Here is a 20,255-nt window from a genome sequence, read left to right as displayed (position 1 = left end):
GATTTATCGCGTCTAAAAAAAAATATATTTCCCCATCCTTGTTAAAACAAGGATGGGTTTTTTATGTAACAATTATAACTATTTTGGTACTAATTATTTACATTTACATCAATTAAATATTCAGCATGAGTAATATACTTGAAGTTAATAAAGTCGTGAAGCAATACGGTGATTATGTGGCGCTTAACGAGGTTTCATTGACTGTTCCTAAAGGCAGTATCTACGGACTTTTGGGCCCAAACGGAGCAGGGAAAACATCACTTATCCGAATCATAAACCAAATTACTTTACCTGACAGCGGCGAAATTATCCTTGATGGTGAAAAGCTACAGCCCAAACACGTTCAATATATTGGATATCTTCCGGAAGAAAGAGGATTGTACAATACGATGAAAGTCGGGGAACAATGCTTGTATTTGGCCCAAATGAAAGGACTTTCAAAAGCAGAAGCCAAAGCGCAACTGGAATATTGGTTTGAAAGATTAGAAATTCAAGGTTGGTGGAACAAAAAAATTCAAGAATTGTCTAAAGGAATGGCTCAAAAAATTCAGTTTGTTGTTTGTGTTTTACACAAGCCGAAATTGTTGATTTTTGACGAACCTTTTTCCGGTTTTGATCCCGTAAATGCGAATGTCATAAAGGATGAAATTTTGAAATTGAGAGAAGATGGAGCTACAATAATTTTTTCAACGCACCGAATGGAAAGTGTGGAAGAATTGTGCGATCACATTGCTTTAATTCACAAATCAAATAAATTAATTGAAGGAAAGCTGATTGATGTCAAAAGGCAATTCAAAACCAATAGTTACGAAGTGGGTGTATTATCGGATAATGTAGAAGGTTTGATGTATGATATTACGCAAAAATTCACGGTTGGCCCCGCTAATTTCAAATCGCTTAACAACGAATTAAAACTAGAAATTCAATTAGGGAATGCCACGCCAAACGAGTTATTGAATGTCCTCACACAACGTGGACAAGTAACGCATTTTGTAGAAAAGATTCCAAGTGTAAATGATATTTTTATTCAAACCGTAAGTAATAAATAGTGGTTAATGCATTTAAATCAAAAATCGTTAATCAAAAATCACATATCTAAATGAGCATCATTTCATTAATAATAAAAAGAGAATTTATTTCCAAAGTTCATAATAAGTCTTTCATTGTAATGACTTTTCTAAGTCCGTTATTATTCGTTGGAATAGCGGCGTTTGTCGGGTATTTGAGTTCCATGAAAGCGGATACCAAACGAATTGCAATTCATGACGAGTCAGGTTTATTTGCCAAAGAATTCACTTCGCAAAACACGAAGAAAGGGGAGTATAAATACCTAGATTTGTCTTTGATTGATTTGAAATTTCTTAAAGACAGCATCACAAATGAAAGCTACGAAGGATTATTATATATCCCAAAAGAAAAAAATACAAAGGATTTTGAAAATAAGATACAGTTTATTTCAAACAACAGTCCGAGTATTTCTTTCATTGAAAATGTTCAGGATATAATTGCAAAAAAACTGACCAAAACAAATCTCGAAAATGCACATCTTGACACCTTAGCCATAAAAAATGCCGAATCAAAAGTGAATATCAGTTTAGCAAAAGCCTCTGGCGAAGAAAGTGTAAAAGGATTAAACGAAATAAAAATAGGAATTGGCGGAGCCTTCGGGTATCTCATCATGATGTTTATCATCATTTATGGAAATATGGTGATGCGCAGCGTTATTGAGGAAAAAACAAATCGCATTGTCGAAATTATTATTTCCTCTGTGAAGCCATTTCAGCTGATGATGGGGAAAATCATAGGAACTTCGTTGGCAGGATTATTGCAATTTCTTATTTGGGCAATAATCGGACTATCATTAATGTTTGCAGCGTCCGTATTTTTTGGGGTAAATGTAGGACCAACAGCCAGAATTTCACCTGAAATAATGCAAAGTGCTCAACAAGAATTTGCTGGAACTGCCCAAATGTATATCAAAGAATTATGGAATTTACCCATAGGAAGTATTCTGGGTGGATTCGTGATTTATTTCATTGGAGGGTATTTTCTTTACAGTTCATTTTATGCCGCAATTGGCGCTGCTGTTGACAATCAAACTGATTCACAACAATTCCTTCTGCCTATCATTATGCCATTAATGCTGAGCGTTTATATAGGATTTTTTACGGTTATAAATGATCCACACGGAACAATTGCAATAATATTTTCGATGATTCCGCTCACATCACCCATTGTTATGCTTATGCGAATTCCGTTTGGCGTACCTTTGTGGCAAATAGCAATATCGGTAACACTATTATTTGGCACCTTCTTTTCCGTAGTTTGGTTTGCAGCAAAAATCTACCGAGTAGGAATACTCATGTATGGCAAAAAACCAACTTGGAGCGAATTATATAAATGGTTGAAGTATTAAATTATAGTTCGTTTCTGCTTCCGTTAAAATTTAATTAATTTATGGAGCTATTTCCCGCTTTCCGTTGTAATCTTTTTATTTTTAAGAAAAAATAAAAAGGATTTCCACTATAATCGGGGCTAGGGCATCAGTTTTTCAAAAACGGTGTCTATTAATTAGAACTAAAAACTATTTGCTTTTGTGCCTTCGGGGCTAAATAACAATAAAAAATATGTCAAAAATACTAATCATAGAAGACGAAGCCGCTATTCGAAGAGTACTTACAAAAATACTTTCCGAAGAAAATGACACCTATCAGGTTGAAGAAGCCGAAGATGGTGTTTCAGGTTATGAAAAAATAAAAAATAACGACTACGACCTCGTTTTGTGCGATATAAAAATGCCAAAAATGGATGGTGTCGAAGTCCTTGAAGCGGTCAAAAAAATCAAACCCGAAATTCCTATGGTTATGATTTCAGGCCATGGTGATATGGAAACGGCAATTAATACGATGCGTCTGGGTGCGTTTGATTATATCTCAAAACCACCGGATTTAAACCGATTATTGAATACGGTTCGCAACGCTTTAGATAAAAAACAGCTTGTTGTAGAAAATAAAATTCTAAAGAAAAAAGTCAGTAAAAACTACGAAATGATTGGTGAAAGCGAAGCAATCAATCACATTAAATTGATGATTGATAAAGTTGCGCAAACTGAAGCCAGAGTTTTAATCACCGGACCAAACGGAACCGGAAAAGAATTGGTTGCCCATCAACTACACGAAAAAAGTGAACGAGCTAATTTTCCTTTAATCGAAGTAAACTGTGCTGCGATTCCAAGTGAATTGATAGAAAGCGAATTATTCGGTCACGTAAAAGGAGCGTTTACATCGGCTGTGAAAGACCGCGCAGGAAAATTTGAAGCTGCTGATAAAGGAACCATTTTCTTGGATGAAATTGGAGATATGAGCCTTTCGGCGCAAGCAAAAGTATTGCGTGCTCTACAAGAAAGTATGATTACCAGAGTGGGTGCTGATAAAGACATCAAAGTAGATGTGCGTGTCGTTGCGGCTACCAATAAAGATTTGAAAAAAGAAATTGCAGAAGGTCGTTTCCGTGAAGATTTATACCATCGTTTGGCTGTAATCTTGATAAAAGTTCCATCGTTGAATGATAGACGGGATGATATTCCGATGTTGATTTCGCATTTTGCAGATAAAATTGCCTCCGAGCAAGGGAATACAATTAAAAAGTTCTCGGCGGCAGCAATTAATTTATTGAAAGAATACGATTGGACAGGAAACATCCGTGAACTGCGAAATGTGGTGGAGCGCCTCATTATCCTTGGCGGAAGCGAAATTTCCGAGAATGATGTGAAGCTGTTCGCATCGAAATAATTAAATAATTTAAAGATTGAATAATTTAAAAATTTGCGGAGTAATCTTTTAATTTTTGAATATTTAAATCTTTCAATCTAAAATAAATGAAACTAAAAAAAATAAACGAAGAGTTACAACAAGCCTTGATTGAGAACGGTTTGACTGAAGCCAATGCGATGCAAAAAGAAACATTTTCGACACTGAAAAGTGGTTCGGATTGTATCATTATTGCTCCAAAAGGTAGCGGAAAATCAACAACAATTGTGCTGAATGTGATTCAGAGATTGGCAGGCGCAACCGAAGAATCACCAAGGGCTTTGATTATTGTCGAAGATAAAGCGAAAGTGTTGGAAATGGAATCGCTTTTTGAAAAATACGGAAAGTATTCTAATTTAGAAGTCTATGGTGTTCATGATAAAGGAGATATGGAATATGATAAAAATTATATTTCCAGCGGAATTGACGTGTTGATTGGGACTCCAAATAAGTTAAGTGAAATGTTTACCACAGCTGGATTTAATGTAAACCGATTGAAAATGTTAATTTTAGATGATGCAGACCCAATTTTGAAATTACGTCATGAAACAAAAATTATGCGTATTTCGAATAGCATAGTCAGAACCCAACGTATTATTTTCTCGGAACAATTTACGGAAAGAATAGAAGTTCTTGCTGAAAAAATGCTAGTGGAGCCCTTTGAATTCGATTTTGATGGAGAAGATGAAGATGAAGAGGATGAAGATTTCGAAGAGGAAGAAAACTTGGAGGCGGAAGAAGATGGTGATTTTGAGGAGTTAGAAGGTGATGAAGAAAACGGCAATAAATAACTAAATAAAGAATAAGATGGGATTAATGAAAGTGTTTTCGGGAAGTGAAATTCTAGCAATGGCTTTACAAGAAAAAATCGAAGCAATTGGAGTAAATGTAGTGGTCAAAAATAATATACAATCTGCTCGATTGGGCGGTTTTGGAAATTCGGATTTAGCGGTTGAATTGTTCGTTCAGGAAACAGAATTTGCAAAAGTAAATCCAGTTATCGAAGAATTTAGAATGAGTATTTAAATTTGTACATTTGTTGTTCAAATAACTCTTTAAGATGAACATAGCCGCAAAAAAAATAGAATTGATGGATTGGTTGCTTCATATTAATGATGAAAGTAAACTAAAAAAAATAATAGCTCTTAAATCTGTTTTAGATAAAGAAGTTGTTGCTCATACTATTAGTGGTTATCCAATTGACAAAGAAGAATACATTAATATGGTTAAAGAAGCTGATGAACGAATTTCATCAGGAGAATATACAAGGATTGAAGATCTAGAAAAAGAAATCGAGAAGTGGTAATATGCAAAAGTCAATTACCATACTTTGGGATAATCAAGCTAAAGCTGATTTGAAACTAATCTTTGAATTTATCAAGTTAAAATCTCCTCAAGGAGCAAAAAATGTTATTACAGATATTGTGGCTCAAAGTAAAAACATTCATTTTGTTGAACAATATCAAGTGGATGAGTTCTTAGGAGAGCCTTTCAGAAGAATGATTGTTCGAGATTATAAAGTTATCTATAAAATTCATTCTAAAAATGAAATTCGTATTCTTCAAATTTTTGACACCAGACAATATTCAATTGAATTAAAAAGTAATTTGTGAATTTGTGGTATTTGAAAGTACTAATTTTTAAAAAATAGTAAATGAAATATAAAATGTTGGTCGTAGACATGGATGATACCTTGTTGACTGATGATCATAAAATTTCGAAGGAGAATAAAGAAATGTTGTTTAAGGCTCAGGAATTGGGTGTCTATGTTGTTTTAGCTTCGGGCAGGCCCACATTAGCCATGACTGCTTTTGCCAAAGAATTAGAATTGGATACCAATAATTCGTATATGTTATCTTTTAATGGAGCTGTAATTACGGATTTAAAAGAAGATAAAGTGTTGTTTGAACAAATGTTGACGCAACAACAAATTCATGAATTATATGATTACAGTTTAAAAAGCAAAACGGACATTATTACCTATATAGAGGGGAAAATTGTCAGCGAAACGGATTCGGAATATATTGACATAGAAAAAAATATTACCGGATTGCAGCATATTAAAGTTCCAAACTTCAAGCATGCTGTGACTTCTTCTGCAGTTAAATGTATTTTATTAGAAGAACCAAGTTATCTAAAAGAAGTAGAAAAGGATTTGAAAGCGGCAATGCCACATTTAAGTGTTTCTATGTCAAAACCTTTTTTCCTGGAAGTGGCTCAGAACGGAATTGATAAGGCTGCAAGTGTGAAATTTTTGGCTGAAAAGCTAAATATACATCAAAGCGAAATTATTGCGGTAGGAAATGCCGGGAATGATTTGAGCATGATAGAGTATGCGGGATTAGGAGTTTGGGTAGATAATGTAGATCCGGAATTAAGGGACAAAGGAGATGTTGTTGTGGCCTCAAATAATGATCATGGAGTTGCTGAGGTGGTGAGACGATTTATCTTGAACCAAAAATCCTCATTCTAAAGAGCGGATTTTAAACGCATGCAGTTAGGTTTGCCAGGTTAAAAAAACAAGAAGGAGTTGAAAAAAAACAACTCCTTCTCGCTGATTAATTTAAAAAAAATTATTCCTTTTTAGATTCGTAAGTTACCATATCAATATCAACAGTTATTTCTTTTAAACGTTTGGCTATATTTTCTGGCATATCTTGTTGGTATTTTCCACCAAGAATTCCCGCCAAGAATTTTTCTGTTTCAGCATACATAGCCATGCTGTTGACAGGTTTTCTAAAACCGTGACCTTCGTCATCAGCCAGCAGGTATGAAACTTGTTTTCCTTTTTCTCTCAAAGCAACAACAATTTGATCAGCTTCGGCTTTTTTAACTCTAGGGTCGTTTGCACCTTGAATTATCAATAAAGGTTTTACAATTTTATCGGCACTAAACAATGGACTTGCTTCTTGCATTCTTTTTTTACCTTCTTCTGTATTTGGATTACCAACCATTCCATATAATGAAGCTCTTGCAGCTTCCCAATAAGCCGGAATCGATTCTATTAAAGTAAAAAGATTACTTGGACCAACAATATCAACACCACAAGCATACAAGTCTGGAGTAAAAGCTAGTCCTGCCAAAGTTGCATAACCACCATAACTACCGCCCATAATGGCAACTTTATCTTTATTGGCAATTCCTTGGGCAATTAAATATTTTACACCCCAAGTAATATCGTCTTGCATCAATTTTCCCCATTGCAAATCACCGGCGTTCAGGAATTTTTTTCCGTAACCACCGCTGGCCCTAAAATTAGGTTGCAAAACCGCATAACCTCTATTTGCCAAAAATTGGGCGATTGAATTGTAGCCCCAATTGTCTCTTGGTCCTTTTGGTCCTCCGTGAATTAGCATTATCACGGGTAAATTTTTGCCATTTGAACCAACAGGAAGCGTTAAATATCCTGAAATTTCTAAACCATCACTACTTTTATATTTTATAGGTGTCATTGCTGCTAAATACTGTTCTACCTTTTTTAAAGCTGGTCTTGATACATATTGCAAAAGCAATTCTTTGGTGTCCATATTGAAAAAATATACTTCTGCAGCATATTTATCTCCAGAAATTGTTACCAATAATTTCTTTTCATCTTTTGTTAAACTTTGAAAACTTACTTCTCTCCCCGGGAATTTCGATTGTAAAAACTTGTAGCTAGATTCCCAGTTTTTATCTTTCCAGTAGTAGGTGGTTTTATCATCCGCATAAGAAGTGAAAATAATTTTGTGGGTTATATCGCTTGTGGAAAGCCCACCAAAATCAACTTTGCTTTTTGGGTCGCTTTCTATTTTGGTGATTTTTTGAGTTCCTAAATCCATTAAAAGTAAAGTAGAAAGATTTAAATCTCCTTTATTGCTAACAAAATAGGCTTGTTTGTTGTCTGGTGTCCAGCTGGCAATATAAGCTTGCTCTGTTACTGATGTTTCATAAATTGGAGTTAGTTTATCCCCTTCTTTTTTATATGCTGTGGTAGTTCCTTTATCATCAGTTTTAGAAAGAACCCTCAGGTTTTCATCCCAATCAAAGGTAAAACCGGTAACTCTTTCCTTGTTTTCATATATTTTAGTAAGTTCGCCCGTAGAAATTTTAAGTTGGTACAAATCGTGCCAAGCCTTGTCTCTTTCATTTAATAATACCATCATCAAATCAGGATTTTTCTTGCTGACCAAATTTATTCTTGCCGCAATTCCTTTTAGAGGGGTTAGATTTCTGGACACAGGAACTTTATTTGCTTCTGCTGATGCTATCGGGTCAACGGCAAAGATATTTATGTTTTCATCCCCATTCTCATCTTTAATATACAAGATATATTTGCCATCGTATGACCAGAAATAGCCTTGCATCGGACGTTTACTGTTAGTTAGTGGTCTAGCTTTTTCAAACGATTCGTCAATTTTTTTGACCCAAATATTCATTATTCCCTCATATTCCTTCATAAAAGAAATAAATTTTCCGTCGGGACTTAATTGCCCTCCAGTAATTTCTGGATTTCCAAAAAACAACTCTCGGTCCAAAATTGGAGTTTCGGTTTTGTTGGTTTTTGTCTGAGCAACTGCAACATTAACCGTGATAATAAATAGTGCAAGATGTAGAATGGTTTTTTTCATAAAATAAAGTTTTAAATGGTTTTAAGATTAGTTATTGATTGCAGAAAAAAGTTACAAAATTTTATCTTTTTTTTCTTGGGTTTTCTTTGTAAACTTTCCTTTCGTCTTTGTAAATACATATCAAATTGTTGTAAGTATTTGATTGTCAAAATTAAAAATAAAAAAAGTAGCTGTTTTAGAACACCTTTTTGAGGAAACTAAAAAGTGGAGGAAGGAATAAAATTAGATAGTAATTCAATTTGAACATTTGAAAATGACCACAATTGCGAAAGTAGTTGTAGTTTTTAATTGTTCTTTTTCTTTGTAAATTAACGATTTCATTTTAAAGTTTTTTGTTCGTAAATTTGCAACCTCAATTTTTTGACAACGATTTCATTAATTGAGCGATTTTATGGAAAATAGAAAAAAAGTTGCTTTTTACACGCTGGGTTGTAAACTGAATTTTTCGGAAACATCAACGATTGCCCGTTCTATTCAGGACGAAGGTTTTGATCGTGTAGATTTTGAGGAAGTGGCTGATATGTATGTAATAAATACCTGTTCGGTAACTGAAAATGCAGATAAACAATTCAAACAGATTGTAAAAAAAGCAATGAAGCTAAATAGTAAGGCTTTTGTTGCTGCGGTAGGTTGTTATGCGCAATTGAAACCGGAGGAATTAGCTGCGGTTGATGGGGTGGATTTAGTTCTTGGTGCAACTGAAAAGTTCAAAATCACCGATTATATTAATGATTTGTCCAAAAACGATATGGGCGAAGTGCATTCTTGTGAGATTTCGGAAGCTGATTTTTATGTGGGAAGTTACTCCATTGGTGACAGAACCCGCGCTTTCTTGAAAGTGCAGGATGGTTGTGATTATAAATGTACCTATTGTACGATACCGTTAGCAAGAGGAATTTCACGAAGTGATGAATTAGAAAATGTCCTTCAAAATGCGGCGGCAATTTCGGCCCAAAATATTAAGGAAATTGTTCTTACCGGAGTAAATATTGGTGACTACGGAAAAGGAGAATTTGGCAATAAAAAACACCAACATACCTTTTTAGAATTAGTTCAAGAATTGGATAAAGTAGAAGGAATTGAGCGTTTGCGTATTTCATCTATCGAACCCAATTTATTGAAAAACGAAACAATTGAATTTGTATCGAAAAGCAGGACTTTTGTTCCGCATTTTCACATTCCGCTGCAATCTGGAAGTAATGATATTCTAAAGTTGATGAAACGTCGCTACCAGCGCGAAGTATATACCGAAAGAGTAAATAAAATACGTGAAGTTATGCCTCACGCTTGTATCGGAGTAGATGTGATTGTTGGATTTCCTGGCGAAACCGACGAGCATTTCTTGGAGACGTATAATTTTCTGAATGAAATGGATATTTCATATTTGCACGTTTTCACGTATTCAGAGCGGGATAATACAGAAGCGGCAGCAATGGAAGGTGTTGTTCCTGGAAATGTCCGCGCCAAGCGCAGCAAAATGATGCGTGGATTATCGGTTAAGAAGCGTCGTGCTTTTTATGAAAGTCAGTTGGGAACCAATAGAACCGTTTTGTTCGAAAGTGAAAATAAAGAAGGATACATTCACGGTTTTACGGAAAATTATGTGAAAGTAAAAACACCTTGGAATCCGGAATTAGTAAATACATTACACGAAATCAATTTGACTAAAATCGACGAAGATGGAAGTGTGCGAATGGATTTTGTTACGGCTTTGGTTTAATTGCTAAACATGCGAGTCACATAAGTTTTAACCATTAAGGGATTTAAGAAAATATAAGTGGGTTTATAGATATCTGACTTATAAGCATAAACTAAAAAAAGGGTCAAATGTGTATCATTTGACCCTTTTTTAATAGTTGTTTAAATTATATCTTTTTCATCTGATCTTTCATCATTGTGATCTGATCTTTCAACATATTCTGTTTGTCTAATTTTTTGGCTTCATTCAATAAAGAAGTCGCTTCTAGTTTACGACGGCGTGTCATGGCAACTCCGGCTAAATTTAATTTGGCTACAGCCAAATCCATATCCATAGATAATCCAAGCTCAATTGCTTTCTTGAAATATTTCTCCGCTTGATTGATATTCGTTTGCGAAAGCATGATTCCGTGTAAGTAATTAAAATATCCTTGTTGTTTTTGTACCAAAGCCGTTTCCGGGTTTTTGATGTATGCTAGCCATTTTTTAGCACCCTCAAAATCCTGTTTTCTTAATTTTAAGAAGGCCAAAAGGATGAATTCGTTTTTGAAGTAAAGAAAAATAGGAATTGCACTCAATAATATAAGGAATATTCCGTTTCCGATATTTCCTTCGGTCATTTGCCAAATGCCAGTAGCTATAATAAGTCCGGCGATAATAAGTTTAATATTTCTGTGAAACATAGTGTGATTATTTTAAGATCACAAATATAGTAAAATGAATTGAAAATATTTTTACAAAACTGCTTGCGAGAAAAAAAAGTCTTTGTATATTTGCACTCGGTTTTAGAATAACAGTTATTCGAAATAGGAAGACATATAAATAAGATTTTAAAGATACAAAGCAATGAGCAAAAGAACGTTTCAACCATCGAAAAGAAAAAGAAGAAATAAGCACGGATTTATGGACAGAATGGCTTCTGCGAATGGAAGAAAAGTTCTTGCTAGAAGAAGAGCTAAAGGAAGACATAAATTGACTGTTTCTTGTGAACCAAGACACAAAAAATAATGTTTGTATAAACATAGATAAGGCGTTACTTTTTTTAGTATCGCCTTTTTTTATACCTAATCGTTAAAAAAAGAATAAGATTTACCGCTAAGGGTTTAAAGTAGAGTAACTTTGATCTTAAAAAACAACAACTACACAAAACAATAATTACAACACAATGCCAAAAGATACATCCATAAAATCAGTTTTAATAATAGGTTCAGGTCCTATTGTTATTGGTCAAGCATGCGAATTTGATTATGCGGGATCACAATCCGCACGTTCAATTCGTGAAGAAGGAATCGAAGTTATCCTGATAAATTCGAATCCAGCTACCATCATGACTGATCCAACCATGGCCGATCATGTATATTTGAAACCATTAACGACCAAATCAATCATTGAAATCCTGAAAGCACATCCTCAAATCGATGCTGTTTTGCCTACAATGGGAGGACAAACCGCTTTGAACTTGTGTCTGGAAGCGGATGAAAAAGGAATTTGGGCTGATTTTGGAGTAAAATTAATCGGGGTTGATGTAAACGCCATTAATATTACTGAAGACAGAGAGCAATTCAAACAGCTTTTGAAAAAAATCGGAGTACCATCTGCTCCTGCAGAAATATGTACTTCTTATCTTAGAGGAAAAGAAATCGCTCAGGAATTTGGTTTCCCATTAGTAATCCGTCCTTCGTTTACTTTAGGTGGAACCGGAGCGGCTATTGTTTATAAAAAAGAAGATTTCAACGAACTTTTAACCAGAGGTTTAGAAGCATCACCAATTCACGAAGTCCTTATTGATAAGGCGTTAATGGGTTGGAAAGAATACGAATTGGAACTTTTGAGAGATAAAAACGACAATGTTGTGATTATCTGTTCTATCGAAAATATGGATCCAATGGGAATTCATACCGGAGATTCCATCACCGTTGCACCAGCAATGACTTTGTCTGACACGACTTTTCAAAGAATGCGCGATTATGCAATCTTGATGATGAGAAGCATCGGAAACTTTGCCGGAGGTTGTAACGTGCAGTTTGCCGTTTCGCCAGATGATAAAGAAGATATCGTGGCGATTGAAATCAATCCTCGTGTTTCTCGTTCTTCGGCTTTGGCATCAAAAGCAACAGGTTATCCTATTGCAAAAATTGCTTCCAAACTGGCTTTAGGTTACAACTTAGATGAATTGCAAAATCAAATTACCAAATCAACTTCGGCCTTGTTCGAACCAACTTTGGATTATGTAATTGTAAAAATTCCACGTTGGAACTTCGATAAATTCGAAGGAGCCGACAGAACGTTGGGACTTCAAATGAAATCCGTAGGTGAAGTAATGGGAATTGGACGTTCGTTCCAAGAAGCGTTGCATAAAGCCACTCAATCATTGGAGATCAAAAGAAATGGTTTAGGTGCTGACGGAAAAGGATATAAAAACTACGAACAAATTATCGAGAAACTGACTTTTGCGAGTTGGGATCGTGTTTTTGTGATTTATGATGCTATCGCGTTGGGAATTCCTTTGAGCCGTATTCATGAAATCACTAAAATTGATATGTGGTTCTTGAAACAATACGAAGAGCTTTATACATTAGAAAAAGAAATTTCAAACTATAAAGTAGATTCTTTGCCAAGAGAATTGTTGTTGGAAGCGAAACAAAAAGGTTTTGCCGACAGACAAATCGCGCACATGGTAGGTTGTCTGGAAAGTCAAGTACATACGTTACGAACTACAATGAACATCAATCGTGTATTCAAATTAGTGGATACGTGTGCGGCGGAATTCAAAGCAAAAACGCCTTATTATTACTCGACTTTTGAAGCCGAAATAGAAAAAGCGGACGGAACACGTTATGTTGACAACGAAAGTGTCGTTACCGATAAAAAGAAAATAATTGTTCTTGGGTCAGGCCCAAATAGAATTGGACAAGGAATCGAATTTGATTATTCTTGTGTTCACGGTGTGCTTGCCGCCAAAGAATGTGGCTACGAAACCATCATGATCAACTGTAACCCAGAAACAGTTTCAACTGATTTTGATACAGCCGATAAATTGTATTTCGAACCGGTTTTCTGGGAACATATTTACGATATTATCCAACACGAAAAACCAGAAGGTGTAATCGTTCAGTTAGGTGGTCAAACGGCTTTGAAATTAGCTGAAAAACTATCTAAATACGGTATAAAAATTATAGGAACTAGTTTTGACGCTTTGGATTTAGCCGAAGACAGAGGACGTTTCTCTGAATTGTTAACTGAATTAAAAATTCCTTTCCCACAATTTGGAATTGCCGAAACGGCTGACGAAGCTTCGGCTTTAGCAGATGTTTTAGACTTTCCATTATTGATTCGTCCTTCGTACGTGTTGGGTGGTCAGGGAATGAAAATTGTAATCAACAAACAAGAACTAGAGGAACACGTAATCAATTTATTGAAAACGATTCCAGGAAATAAATTGCTTTTAGACCATTATTTAGATGGCGCAATCGAAGCGGAAGCCGATGCGATTTGTGATGGCGAAAATGTGTACATCATAGGAATTATGGAGCACATCGAACCTTGCGGAGTGCACTCTGGAGACAGTAACGCCACTTTGCCTCCATTTAATTTGGGTGAATTTGTGATGCAACAAATAAAAGACCACACCAAGAATATTGCGTTGGCTTTGAGAACCGTTGGATTAATCAACATTCAGTTTGCGATAAAAGATGATATCGTTTACATCATTGAAGCGAATCCTAGAGCATCTCGTACAGTTCCTTTTATTGCAAAAGCCTACGGAGAACCTTATGTAAACTACGCAACTAAAGTGATGTTAGGTCATAATAAAGTTACCGACTTCACTTTTAACCCACAGTTAAAAGGATATGCCATCAAGCAACCGGTTTTCTCTTTCAGCAAGTTCCATAATGTGAACAAAGCATTAGGACCAGAAATGAAATCAACAGGAGAAAGCATCTTGTTTATTGATGATTTGAAAGACGACCAGTTCTACGAATTGTACTCCAGAAGAAAAATGTATTTGAGTAAATAAAACTTGAATTTGTTATATGTAAAAAGCCCCGTTTGGGGCTTTTTTTGTGGGGTAATATTTTCCAAATGATTTGTATGTGGCATATAGTAGATTCACAATTCGAACTTATTCCTACTTTTCTTTCCATAAAAAATGCCCCAAATAGTGTCTAACTTTTTGGGGCATCTTTAATGCAAATTCGGGCTTTTCTTCTACTTCTTTGTTACTAGTCTAAATCCTGATTAAAAATCTCGTAGAGGTTTTTGTGTTGTTTTGATCATAAATATCAATCAAAATGTAGGTATCCTTTGTGATACCAGTTATTAAATAGGAGTAAGGATAGCTGTTTTTATTTTTTGCCGTTGTGTCATCAATGATGAATGGAGCAGTATCCCCTTCTTTTGTAACAATCACCTTTAATAACGGAACTGATGACGTAATTGTACCAGTAATAGTATATTGTCCATTTACAGCTTTTCCTTCTGCCTGTGTAAATGCAATCGCTGGCGATGATGTTGGTTCGTCTTTACTACAGCTTACAATTGATAGCGCAATAAATAAAAATGCGAGAATTTGTTTCTTGATCATAAAATGATTGTTTAATTGGGGTTGAATTTTTACCTTTTTGTTTAAATAAGGATTAGTTCTCAAATGTAGCTAAAAATTAATGGTTGAAGTAATTATCTGTGAATTATGAAAATATAATTAATTTTTATATAAATTAATTTTTCAATAATTGGAATAAAAAAACAAGTAGATTTATTATGGTTGACTTTTCATGAAACTTACCACTCATATAATTTCGGATTTTTCAGTTACCATTCTTAATAAGTATTCCAAAAAGCATCGCGCATTGGTATTGTCATTTTTATTCAGGCAGAAAGAGCTGCGAAATTGATGGCCGAAAGACGATCAATTCTACGAATTGTACTCCAGAAGAAAAATGTATTTGAGTAAATAAAACTTGAGTTTGTTATATGTAAAAAGCCCCGATTGGGGCTTTTTTTGTTGAACAGCTTGGCGATTGTGTTGCAGCAGTGCGGTTGAGATTCTTTTTAAAACTACAAACCAAATCGCGTAAAACAATGTTAGCGGCAATTTTCTATTCAATTGCCATTTTGTTTTGTGTGCAGTCAATGTACAAACTGTTGTTTAAAAAGATCTTGTTGCCCAACATTCCCGTCATACTGGAAAATTTCATCATTGCGTACTGGGCTTGCGAATATCCCTCAACGTAAGTAACCCTATTTAAAGGTATTTCTAGATTGGAGAACTGTATTTTATGATTGCAATTGGCCGTGTAAACCGTTAGAACTTTATCCCACGATTGTGATTTGTCGACTTTAATTTTTGAATTTGGGAGTTTAAGGGTATTCCACACTTCTTTGTCGGTCAGTAATTCGTAAGCACTTGTTCCGGAGTCAAACAAAAATTCTTCTTCTTCGCCTTTCAGAAAACCCTTAACGATCATTCTTCTTTTTTTGAATTTAAAATCAAATAATTTGGTTTCCAGTCGAGACGGAACTTTAGCTAAATTTAAAGCGATATAATTCTCTCTAAAATTGATGACTGTTTTTCTGTTTTCTAAAATATCTGCTCCAAGAGTTCCAATCATTTGTATGGAATCATTACTGTCTTTTCCTTGATCATAAATTTTGAATTTATCCGAAGTTATTTTAGTTTTTCCAATGGAGAAAGATGCTGTAGCATGATCTTTATCCAAGGTAATTTGGCTAATTTTTTTAATGGCATCGGAGTACAACACAGTATGAGGCGAACCGGTGTCAAATTGCAAGTAAAAAGTCTTTGCATCTTTCGGAAAATGTAGAGGTATCAGCAAAATATTTTTGTCAGCACCCATCCAAGTAAAAGGGATACTGCCACTTTCATTCTCTACTTTCAAATAATTTTTTTCTGGAGTGAATTTTTGGTCAAAGTAAACGTAGCTGCCAAGCGCAGCAAAGACTAAAACGCCAATAAGAGCAAACACAAATTTTTTCAAAACTTTCATTAGAATATTTTTTTTGCAAACATCTAATTTTGCAAACTATTTTCGCGTAAAAGTACTACGCCAATTTTACGTCAATCGGCTGGCGGTAGTTATAAATAATTGATTTTTAGATTTTTATGTAAATCATTATTTTTGTTCAAACTGATGCCATTTATGATAATCAGCGCAATTTTCAGGCAAATAAATACCAGTAAAGGAAGCATAAAAAGCGGAAATTGTAGCGCTAATCCTTTTTGAAGGAACGGACTTGTGATTAGTGAAACACTTAGTACGGCTACAAGGAGCATTTGAAGACTCACTATACATTTGCCAAGTTCTCTATTTCTTGTGTCTTTTGTTTTATAGGTTAGAATCAATGGTATTATGACTCCTCCAAACGGGATTATAAGACCTAACAAGGCGGAAAAATTAATCAGTTTTGCTCTATCAAGATTGGTGCTTTCTTTAGGGGGTAACAGATTTTCGGGAGCGGTCTCAAGGGCATTTGCTAGCACCTTCAATGTAAATCCTTTTGGGACTGTTCCAGCTTCAACCCTTTGAACTGTTCGTAGCGAAAGCCCGCTTTTCCCGGCAAGTTCGGTTTGGGTTAAGTTCTTTTCCTCTCTTAATTGTTGCACTATTGTTTTCATAATTGTATTCTTTGCAAGCACATAGATTTTCTTGTTATACGTTCTCGCTTGTGGCTTTTTCGGAGTTTGAAGATAAGTATTTTCGGCTAAATGAAAAAAAGAATTGAAACGGTAATTGCGCTAAACTCCAACTAGCTCAAGACAGCTTTTGTGCGTTCGTTTTTTTATATTTTTTCAACTGTTTTTAACTTTCGATCTACATAGATTACGTTTTGATTATTCAATTGTTGATTTCCATATTATATTATCTTTTATTTTGTAAATTATATTTTCATATTTTTCATCAAATAATCCATTTTTTCCTTTTGGATAAGAATTATAAACATCTTTATTTTCCAATTTAACTTTGCTTGATTTTGAGAAAAAATTTATAAAAGCCTTTTCAGCATCATAATAAATAGATTCGTTATTTGGTAATTTGAATAGATTTTCATTATCTAAAGAATGACTTGGATTAATTGTTTTTGCTTGATATATATCACTAATTTCTAGCAGACAGACACAAAGTTCTTTTGAAATTTGCATTCCTTTTTGCATTGGTTGAGTGGTTGTTAAAATTCTTTGAATATTACTATGGCTTTTAATTCGATTTCCTATAAATTGTTTTACAGAGCGACCAATATACTTAACATCAAATTCTAAAAGTTTATTTGTTTCTCCATAAATATTTACTTGCCACAATTTTTTATAATGCCTTTGCAAGATTAGATCAGGTGTTATTGTTTTAGAAAATTCTGTTTGTTGTGGAATTTTTATACCAATAACGTCGATGAATTTATTGATTTTTTTTTTCATCCTCTAGGCTTTTATTGTAACAATATAAGATTTGAATATCTAATATTTTATCAGATTCAATTACGTCTTTTTGATATAATGGTAATTCAAATTCAATATAATTAACTGTAAAAGGTTGTGCAATTTCTCCTTTGATAAATTCTAAAGTACATTTTATATTTCTAAATATTAGGCATTGTCGTTAAAGAATAAAATATAAGGAGGCTTGTTCTGCGATTCTTTTTAATTCTTTATCTTCATATAAATAGCTAAAATCGTCAAGGTTAAAAATACCTAAAGGATTTTCAAATTCTATTTGAATATTTTTCTGCATTTTTAATATTTAAAATGACGCATAACTAGTATAAAATACTAACAAAATCAGATTTATCACCCCAATTTAAGTTGGATTAGCCCGATAAACATCAGATATTATTTATTTTCAAATATAACTAAATTCCATCTACTTTAAGATTTACAAAGTATTTTCTTAAACAATAATCTTTTCAAAAAAGTTGTCAGGACTAATAAGTTCTGTTTTTGCATCGGGATAACTGTTGGTGAATGCTTTAGTAATTTTGCCTTTGTTTCCCCATTTCATTTCGTAAGCCGTGATTTGTTGTTCGTCTTGAACTATAAAATCCACCTCCTGTTGCTGCAAGGTTCTCCAAAAATAATAATTGAAATCCTTTTGTGCATATTCATTGGCTTTTATAATTTCCATAACCACAAAATTTTCCCATAATGCACCCACGTCGTTACGTAATTCTACGGGTGAAAAATTGTCAATTATGGCATTGCGAATTCCTAAATCATAAAAATAGACTTTTCGCATTTTGGTAACCTCTTTTCTATCATTGGTGGCATAACTTTTCAAACGAAACAACACAAACGATTTCTCCAACAAATCGATGTAATTATCCACCGTTTCCGACTTCACTTTTAGTTGCATAGCCAGTTCGTTTAGTGATACTTCATTGCCTATTTGATGCGCCAAGAGTTGCAATAATTTATTCAATAAATCAGGTTTTCTGATGTCTTTCCAAGCCAAAACATCTTTGTAAAGGTATTGGTTGGCAATGCTTTTCAGGTATTTTTTGGCGTGATTCCGGTTGTTTAAAACATCGGGATACATTCCATAAATGAGATGCCAATTTAGATTTTCCGTGAATTTCAGAAAACCATTTTTGGTGTATATTTCTTCCATACTCAAAGGGTATAAATGAAATACAAAATGCCTGCCTGTCAATGGTTCAAAAATTTCGTCCGCTATTTCCAAAGCAGAAGAACCGCTGGCAATAAACTGAACATCTTTGATGTTGTCAAAAAGCATTTTTAAACACAATCCGATGTTTTTTATTTGCTGGGCTTCGTCTATTAGTACGATTTTGTTGTCGCCAACAATTTGTCGCAATTTTTCGACGGTGGGTTCTTCAAATAATTTTTTTATATGGGATTCCTCGCCGTTTAAACTCAAAAACGGATAAGGCAATTGTTGCAATATCTCTTTCAGCAAGGTAGATTTCCCCACTTGCCTTGCTCCAATAAGCACAAGAACTTTATCTTTAAAAAGCCATTGTGTGAGTGTTTGTATTTGTAATCTTTGATACATAATGAAGCAAAGATATAAATATTTATAAGTTAATGTAAAAATAAATACTTTTTTTTCCATTATAACGGAAATATTAATATTAATATTTCCGTCATAATGGAAATTTTAATATTTTTGAAGTTAAGTTTTCTTTAAAAAAATCCCAATAACGGGGCTTTTAAAAATATAATTATTTCTTCTTCAATTTATCCTTGAAAAAATCAATTGTTCGGGTCCACGATAAAGTGGCGGCTGCTTCGTCGTATCTGGGAGTTGTGTTGTTATGAAAACCATGATTCACTCCGGGATAGAAATAAGCGGTATGTTCTACTTTGTTCTTTTTAAGGATAGCTTCAAAAGCGGGCCAACCCTCATTTACGCGAGTGTCTAAACCGGCATACTGCGCTAGGATAGGTGTTTTTATTTTTTCGGCATCTGCTTCTGTGGGTTGTCCACCGTAGTAAGGAACTGCGGCGCATAATTTTGGTATTTTCACCGCCATCATATTGGCAATCCAACCGCCAAAACAAAATCCCACCACACCAATATATCCATTACAATCTTTATGGGATTTTAGGTATTCATAAGCTGCAATAAAGTCTTCGAGCATTTCTTCACGGGTACGTTTTTTTTGTAATTCCCTTCCCGCATCATCATTTCCGGGATATCCGCCCAGAGGAGATAAAGCATCGGGTGCCAAAGTGATGAATCCTTCAACAGCGGCTCTTCGTCCTACATCTTCAATATAAGGATTCAGTCCACGGTTTTCATGTACTACGATGATTCCCGGTAGTTTCTTTTTGGTTCCCGTGGGTTGCGATAAAAGCCCTTTGGTTTTTCCTCCGCCTTTGGGAGAATCGTAAATGATATATTCTGATTTCAGCCTTGGATCTTCCGGCTTGATTAAAATAGAATCAACGTAATTGGGCGTCATAAAGCTAAGAAGTGATGGTATGGTTAGCGTTCCAACCGCAAACAGGGATAGTTTCTCGACGAATTGTCTTCTTTCAATTTTATTATGGGCGTAGTCATCGTATAAGTCAAATACTTCCTGACTGATATCTTCTTTGGCTAGTTTTTTCATAGCATTTATTTTGACTCAACTAATTTAGTAAAAAAAACAATAAAAGCCCCAATCA

General features: G+C 34.5%; 20 protein-coding genes. 11 read left to right on the top strand and 9 right to left on the bottom strand.

The window, feature by feature from the left end; genetic code table 11:
* Positions 1 to 125 precede the first annotated feature (125 nt).
* From ACFX5E_RS11295 to ACFX5E_RS11260, 8 genes are all read left to right on the top strand, one after another.
* Positions 126 to 1,049: an ABC transporter ATP-binding protein gene (locus ACFX5E_RS11295; RefSeq protein ID WP_379855262.1), complete on the top strand. Its 924-nt coding sequence runs from the start codon at positions 126 to 128 to the stop codon at positions 1,047 to 1,049.
* 50 nt (positions 1,050 to 1,099) lie between these two features.
* Positions 1,100 to 2,416, top strand: coding sequence for an ABC transporter permease (locus tag ACFX5E_RS11290; RefSeq protein ID WP_379855261.1), 1,317 nt, complete (start codon positions 1,100 to 1,102; stop codon positions 2,414 to 2,416).
* A 211-nt stretch (positions 2,417 to 2,627) separates the two neighbouring features.
* Positions 2,628 to 3,791, top strand: coding sequence for a sigma-54-dependent transcriptional regulator (locus ACFX5E_RS11285; protein ID WP_379855260.1), 1,164 nt, complete (start codon positions 2,628 to 2,630; stop codon positions 3,789 to 3,791).
* 86 nt (positions 3,792 to 3,877) lie between these two features.
* The gene (locus tag ACFX5E_RS11280; RefSeq protein WP_379855259.1) at positions 3,878 to 4,600 is read left to right on the top strand and encodes a DEAD/DEAH box helicase; all 723 of its coding nucleotides are present in this window, start codon (positions 3,878 to 3,880) and stop codon (positions 4,598 to 4,600) included.
* A gap of 16 nt (positions 4,601 to 4,616) precedes the next feature.
* Positions 4,617 to 4,835 (top strand): DUF2007 domain-containing protein, encoded by a 219-nt coding sequence (locus tag ACFX5E_RS11275; RefSeq protein ID WP_113633582.1) that lies wholly within the window; start codon positions 4,617 to 4,619, stop codon positions 4,833 to 4,835.
* Between the two features lie 34 nt (positions 4,836 to 4,869).
* Complete coding sequence (locus tag ACFX5E_RS11270) at positions 4,870 to 5,115, top strand: hypothetical protein (RefSeq protein ID WP_379855258.1); 246 nt, start codon at positions 4,870 to 4,872, stop codon at positions 5,113 to 5,115.
* Between the two features lies 1 nt (position 5,116).
* Entirely contained in the window at positions 5,117 to 5,422 is a 306-nt protein-coding gene (locus ACFX5E_RS11265) for a type II toxin-antitoxin system RelE/ParE family toxin (RefSeq protein WP_379855257.1), read from the top strand.
* A gap of 41 nt (positions 5,423 to 5,463) precedes the next feature.
* The gene (locus ACFX5E_RS11260; RefSeq protein WP_379855256.1) at positions 5,464 to 6,282 is read left to right on the top strand and encodes a Cof-type HAD-IIB family hydrolase; all 819 of its coding nucleotides are present in this window, start codon (positions 5,464 to 5,466) and stop codon (positions 6,280 to 6,282) included.
* 100 nt (positions 6,283 to 6,382) lie between these two features.
* On the opposite strand, the gene ACFX5E_RS11255 is transcribed toward ACFX5E_RS11260, so the two are convergent.
* Positions 6,383 to 8,416, bottom strand: a complete 2,034-nt coding sequence (locus tag ACFX5E_RS11255) for a S9 family peptidase (protein WP_379855255.1) — start codon at positions 8,414 to 8,416, stop codon at positions 6,383 to 6,385.
* Between the two features lie 391 nt (positions 8,417 to 8,807).
* Between ACFX5E_RS11255 and mtaB the strand changes: the two genes are divergently transcribed.
* A complete protein-coding gene (gene mtaB / locus ACFX5E_RS11250) occupies positions 8,808 to 10,136 on the top strand; it encodes a tRNA (N(6)-L-threonylcarbamoyladenosine(37)-C(2))-methylthiotransferase MtaB (protein WP_379855254.1) in 1,329 nt (442 codons plus the stop codon).
* 145 nt (positions 10,137 to 10,281) lie between these two features.
* On the opposite strand, the gene ACFX5E_RS11245 is transcribed toward mtaB, so the two are convergent.
* Positions 10,282 to 10,797: a hypothetical protein gene (locus tag ACFX5E_RS11245; protein ID WP_104000613.1), complete on the bottom strand. Its 516-nt coding sequence runs from the start codon at positions 10,795 to 10,797 to the stop codon at positions 10,282 to 10,284.
* A 163-nt stretch (positions 10,798 to 10,960) separates the two neighbouring features.
* Between ACFX5E_RS11245 and rpmH the strand changes: the two genes are divergently transcribed.
* Together rpmH and carB are read left to right on the top strand one after the other, a co-directional pair.
* On the top strand, positions 10,961 to 11,122 hold the full coding sequence (gene rpmH / locus ACFX5E_RS11240; protein WP_007136275.1) for a 50S ribosomal protein L34: 162 nt from the start codon (positions 10,961 to 10,963) through the stop codon (positions 11,120 to 11,122).
* A gap of 157 nt (positions 11,123 to 11,279) precedes the next feature.
* Positions 11,280 to 14,132, top strand: a complete 2,853-nt coding sequence (carB, locus tag ACFX5E_RS11235) for a carbamoyl-phosphate synthase large subunit (protein WP_379855253.1) — start codon at positions 11,280 to 11,282, stop codon at positions 14,130 to 14,132.
* Between the two features lie 210 nt (positions 14,133 to 14,342).
* Here the strand turns inward: carB and ACFX5E_RS11230 are convergent, their stop codons facing one another.
* From ACFX5E_RS11230 to ACFX5E_RS11200, 7 genes are all read right to left on the bottom strand, one after another.
* Entirely contained in the window at positions 14,343 to 14,699 is a 357-nt protein-coding gene (locus ACFX5E_RS11230; protein WP_379855252.1) for a hypothetical protein, read from the bottom strand.
* 514 nt (positions 14,700 to 15,213) lie between these two features.
* A complete protein-coding gene (locus ACFX5E_RS11225; protein ID WP_379855251.1) occupies positions 15,214 to 16,122 on the bottom strand; it encodes a hypothetical protein in 909 nt (302 codons plus the stop codon).
* 89 nt (positions 16,123 to 16,211) lie between these two features.
* On the bottom strand, positions 16,212 to 16,751 hold the full coding sequence (locus ACFX5E_RS11220; protein ID WP_379855250.1) for a helix-turn-helix domain-containing protein: 540 nt from the start codon (positions 16,749 to 16,751) through the stop codon (positions 16,212 to 16,214).
* Between the two features lie 216 nt (positions 16,752 to 16,967).
* Positions 16,968 to 17,546, bottom strand: a complete 579-nt coding sequence (locus ACFX5E_RS11215; RefSeq protein WP_379855249.1) for a hypothetical protein — start codon at positions 17,544 to 17,546, stop codon at positions 16,968 to 16,970.
* A gap of 181 nt (positions 17,547 to 17,727) precedes the next feature.
* Complete coding sequence (locus tag ACFX5E_RS11210) at positions 17,728 to 17,859, bottom strand: hypothetical protein (protein ID WP_379855248.1); 132 nt, start codon at positions 17,857 to 17,859, stop codon at positions 17,728 to 17,730.
* Positions 17,860 to 18,015: 156 nt separating this feature from the next.
* A complete protein-coding gene (locus tag ACFX5E_RS11205; protein WP_379855247.1) occupies positions 18,016 to 19,197 on the bottom strand; it encodes an ATP-binding protein in 1,182 nt (393 codons plus the stop codon).
* Positions 19,198 to 19,306: 109 nt separating this feature from the next.
* Positions 19,307 to 20,200 carry a dienelactone hydrolase family protein gene (locus ACFX5E_RS11200; protein ID WP_379855246.1) on the bottom strand — a complete coding sequence of 298 codons (894 nt, stop codon included), beginning with the start codon at positions 20,198 to 20,200 and terminating at the stop codon, positions 19,307 to 19,309.
* Positions 20,201 to 20,255 lie beyond the last annotated feature (55 nt).

Source organism: Flavobacterium xylosi, from assembly GCF_042787345.1.
Classification (GTDB): Bacteria; Bacteroidota; Bacteroidia; order Flavobacteriales; family Flavobacteriaceae; genus Flavobacterium; species Flavobacterium xylosi.
The sequence above is the reverse complement of the archived record's forward strand: the minus strand, read 5'-3'. Positions and strand labels throughout refer to the sequence as shown.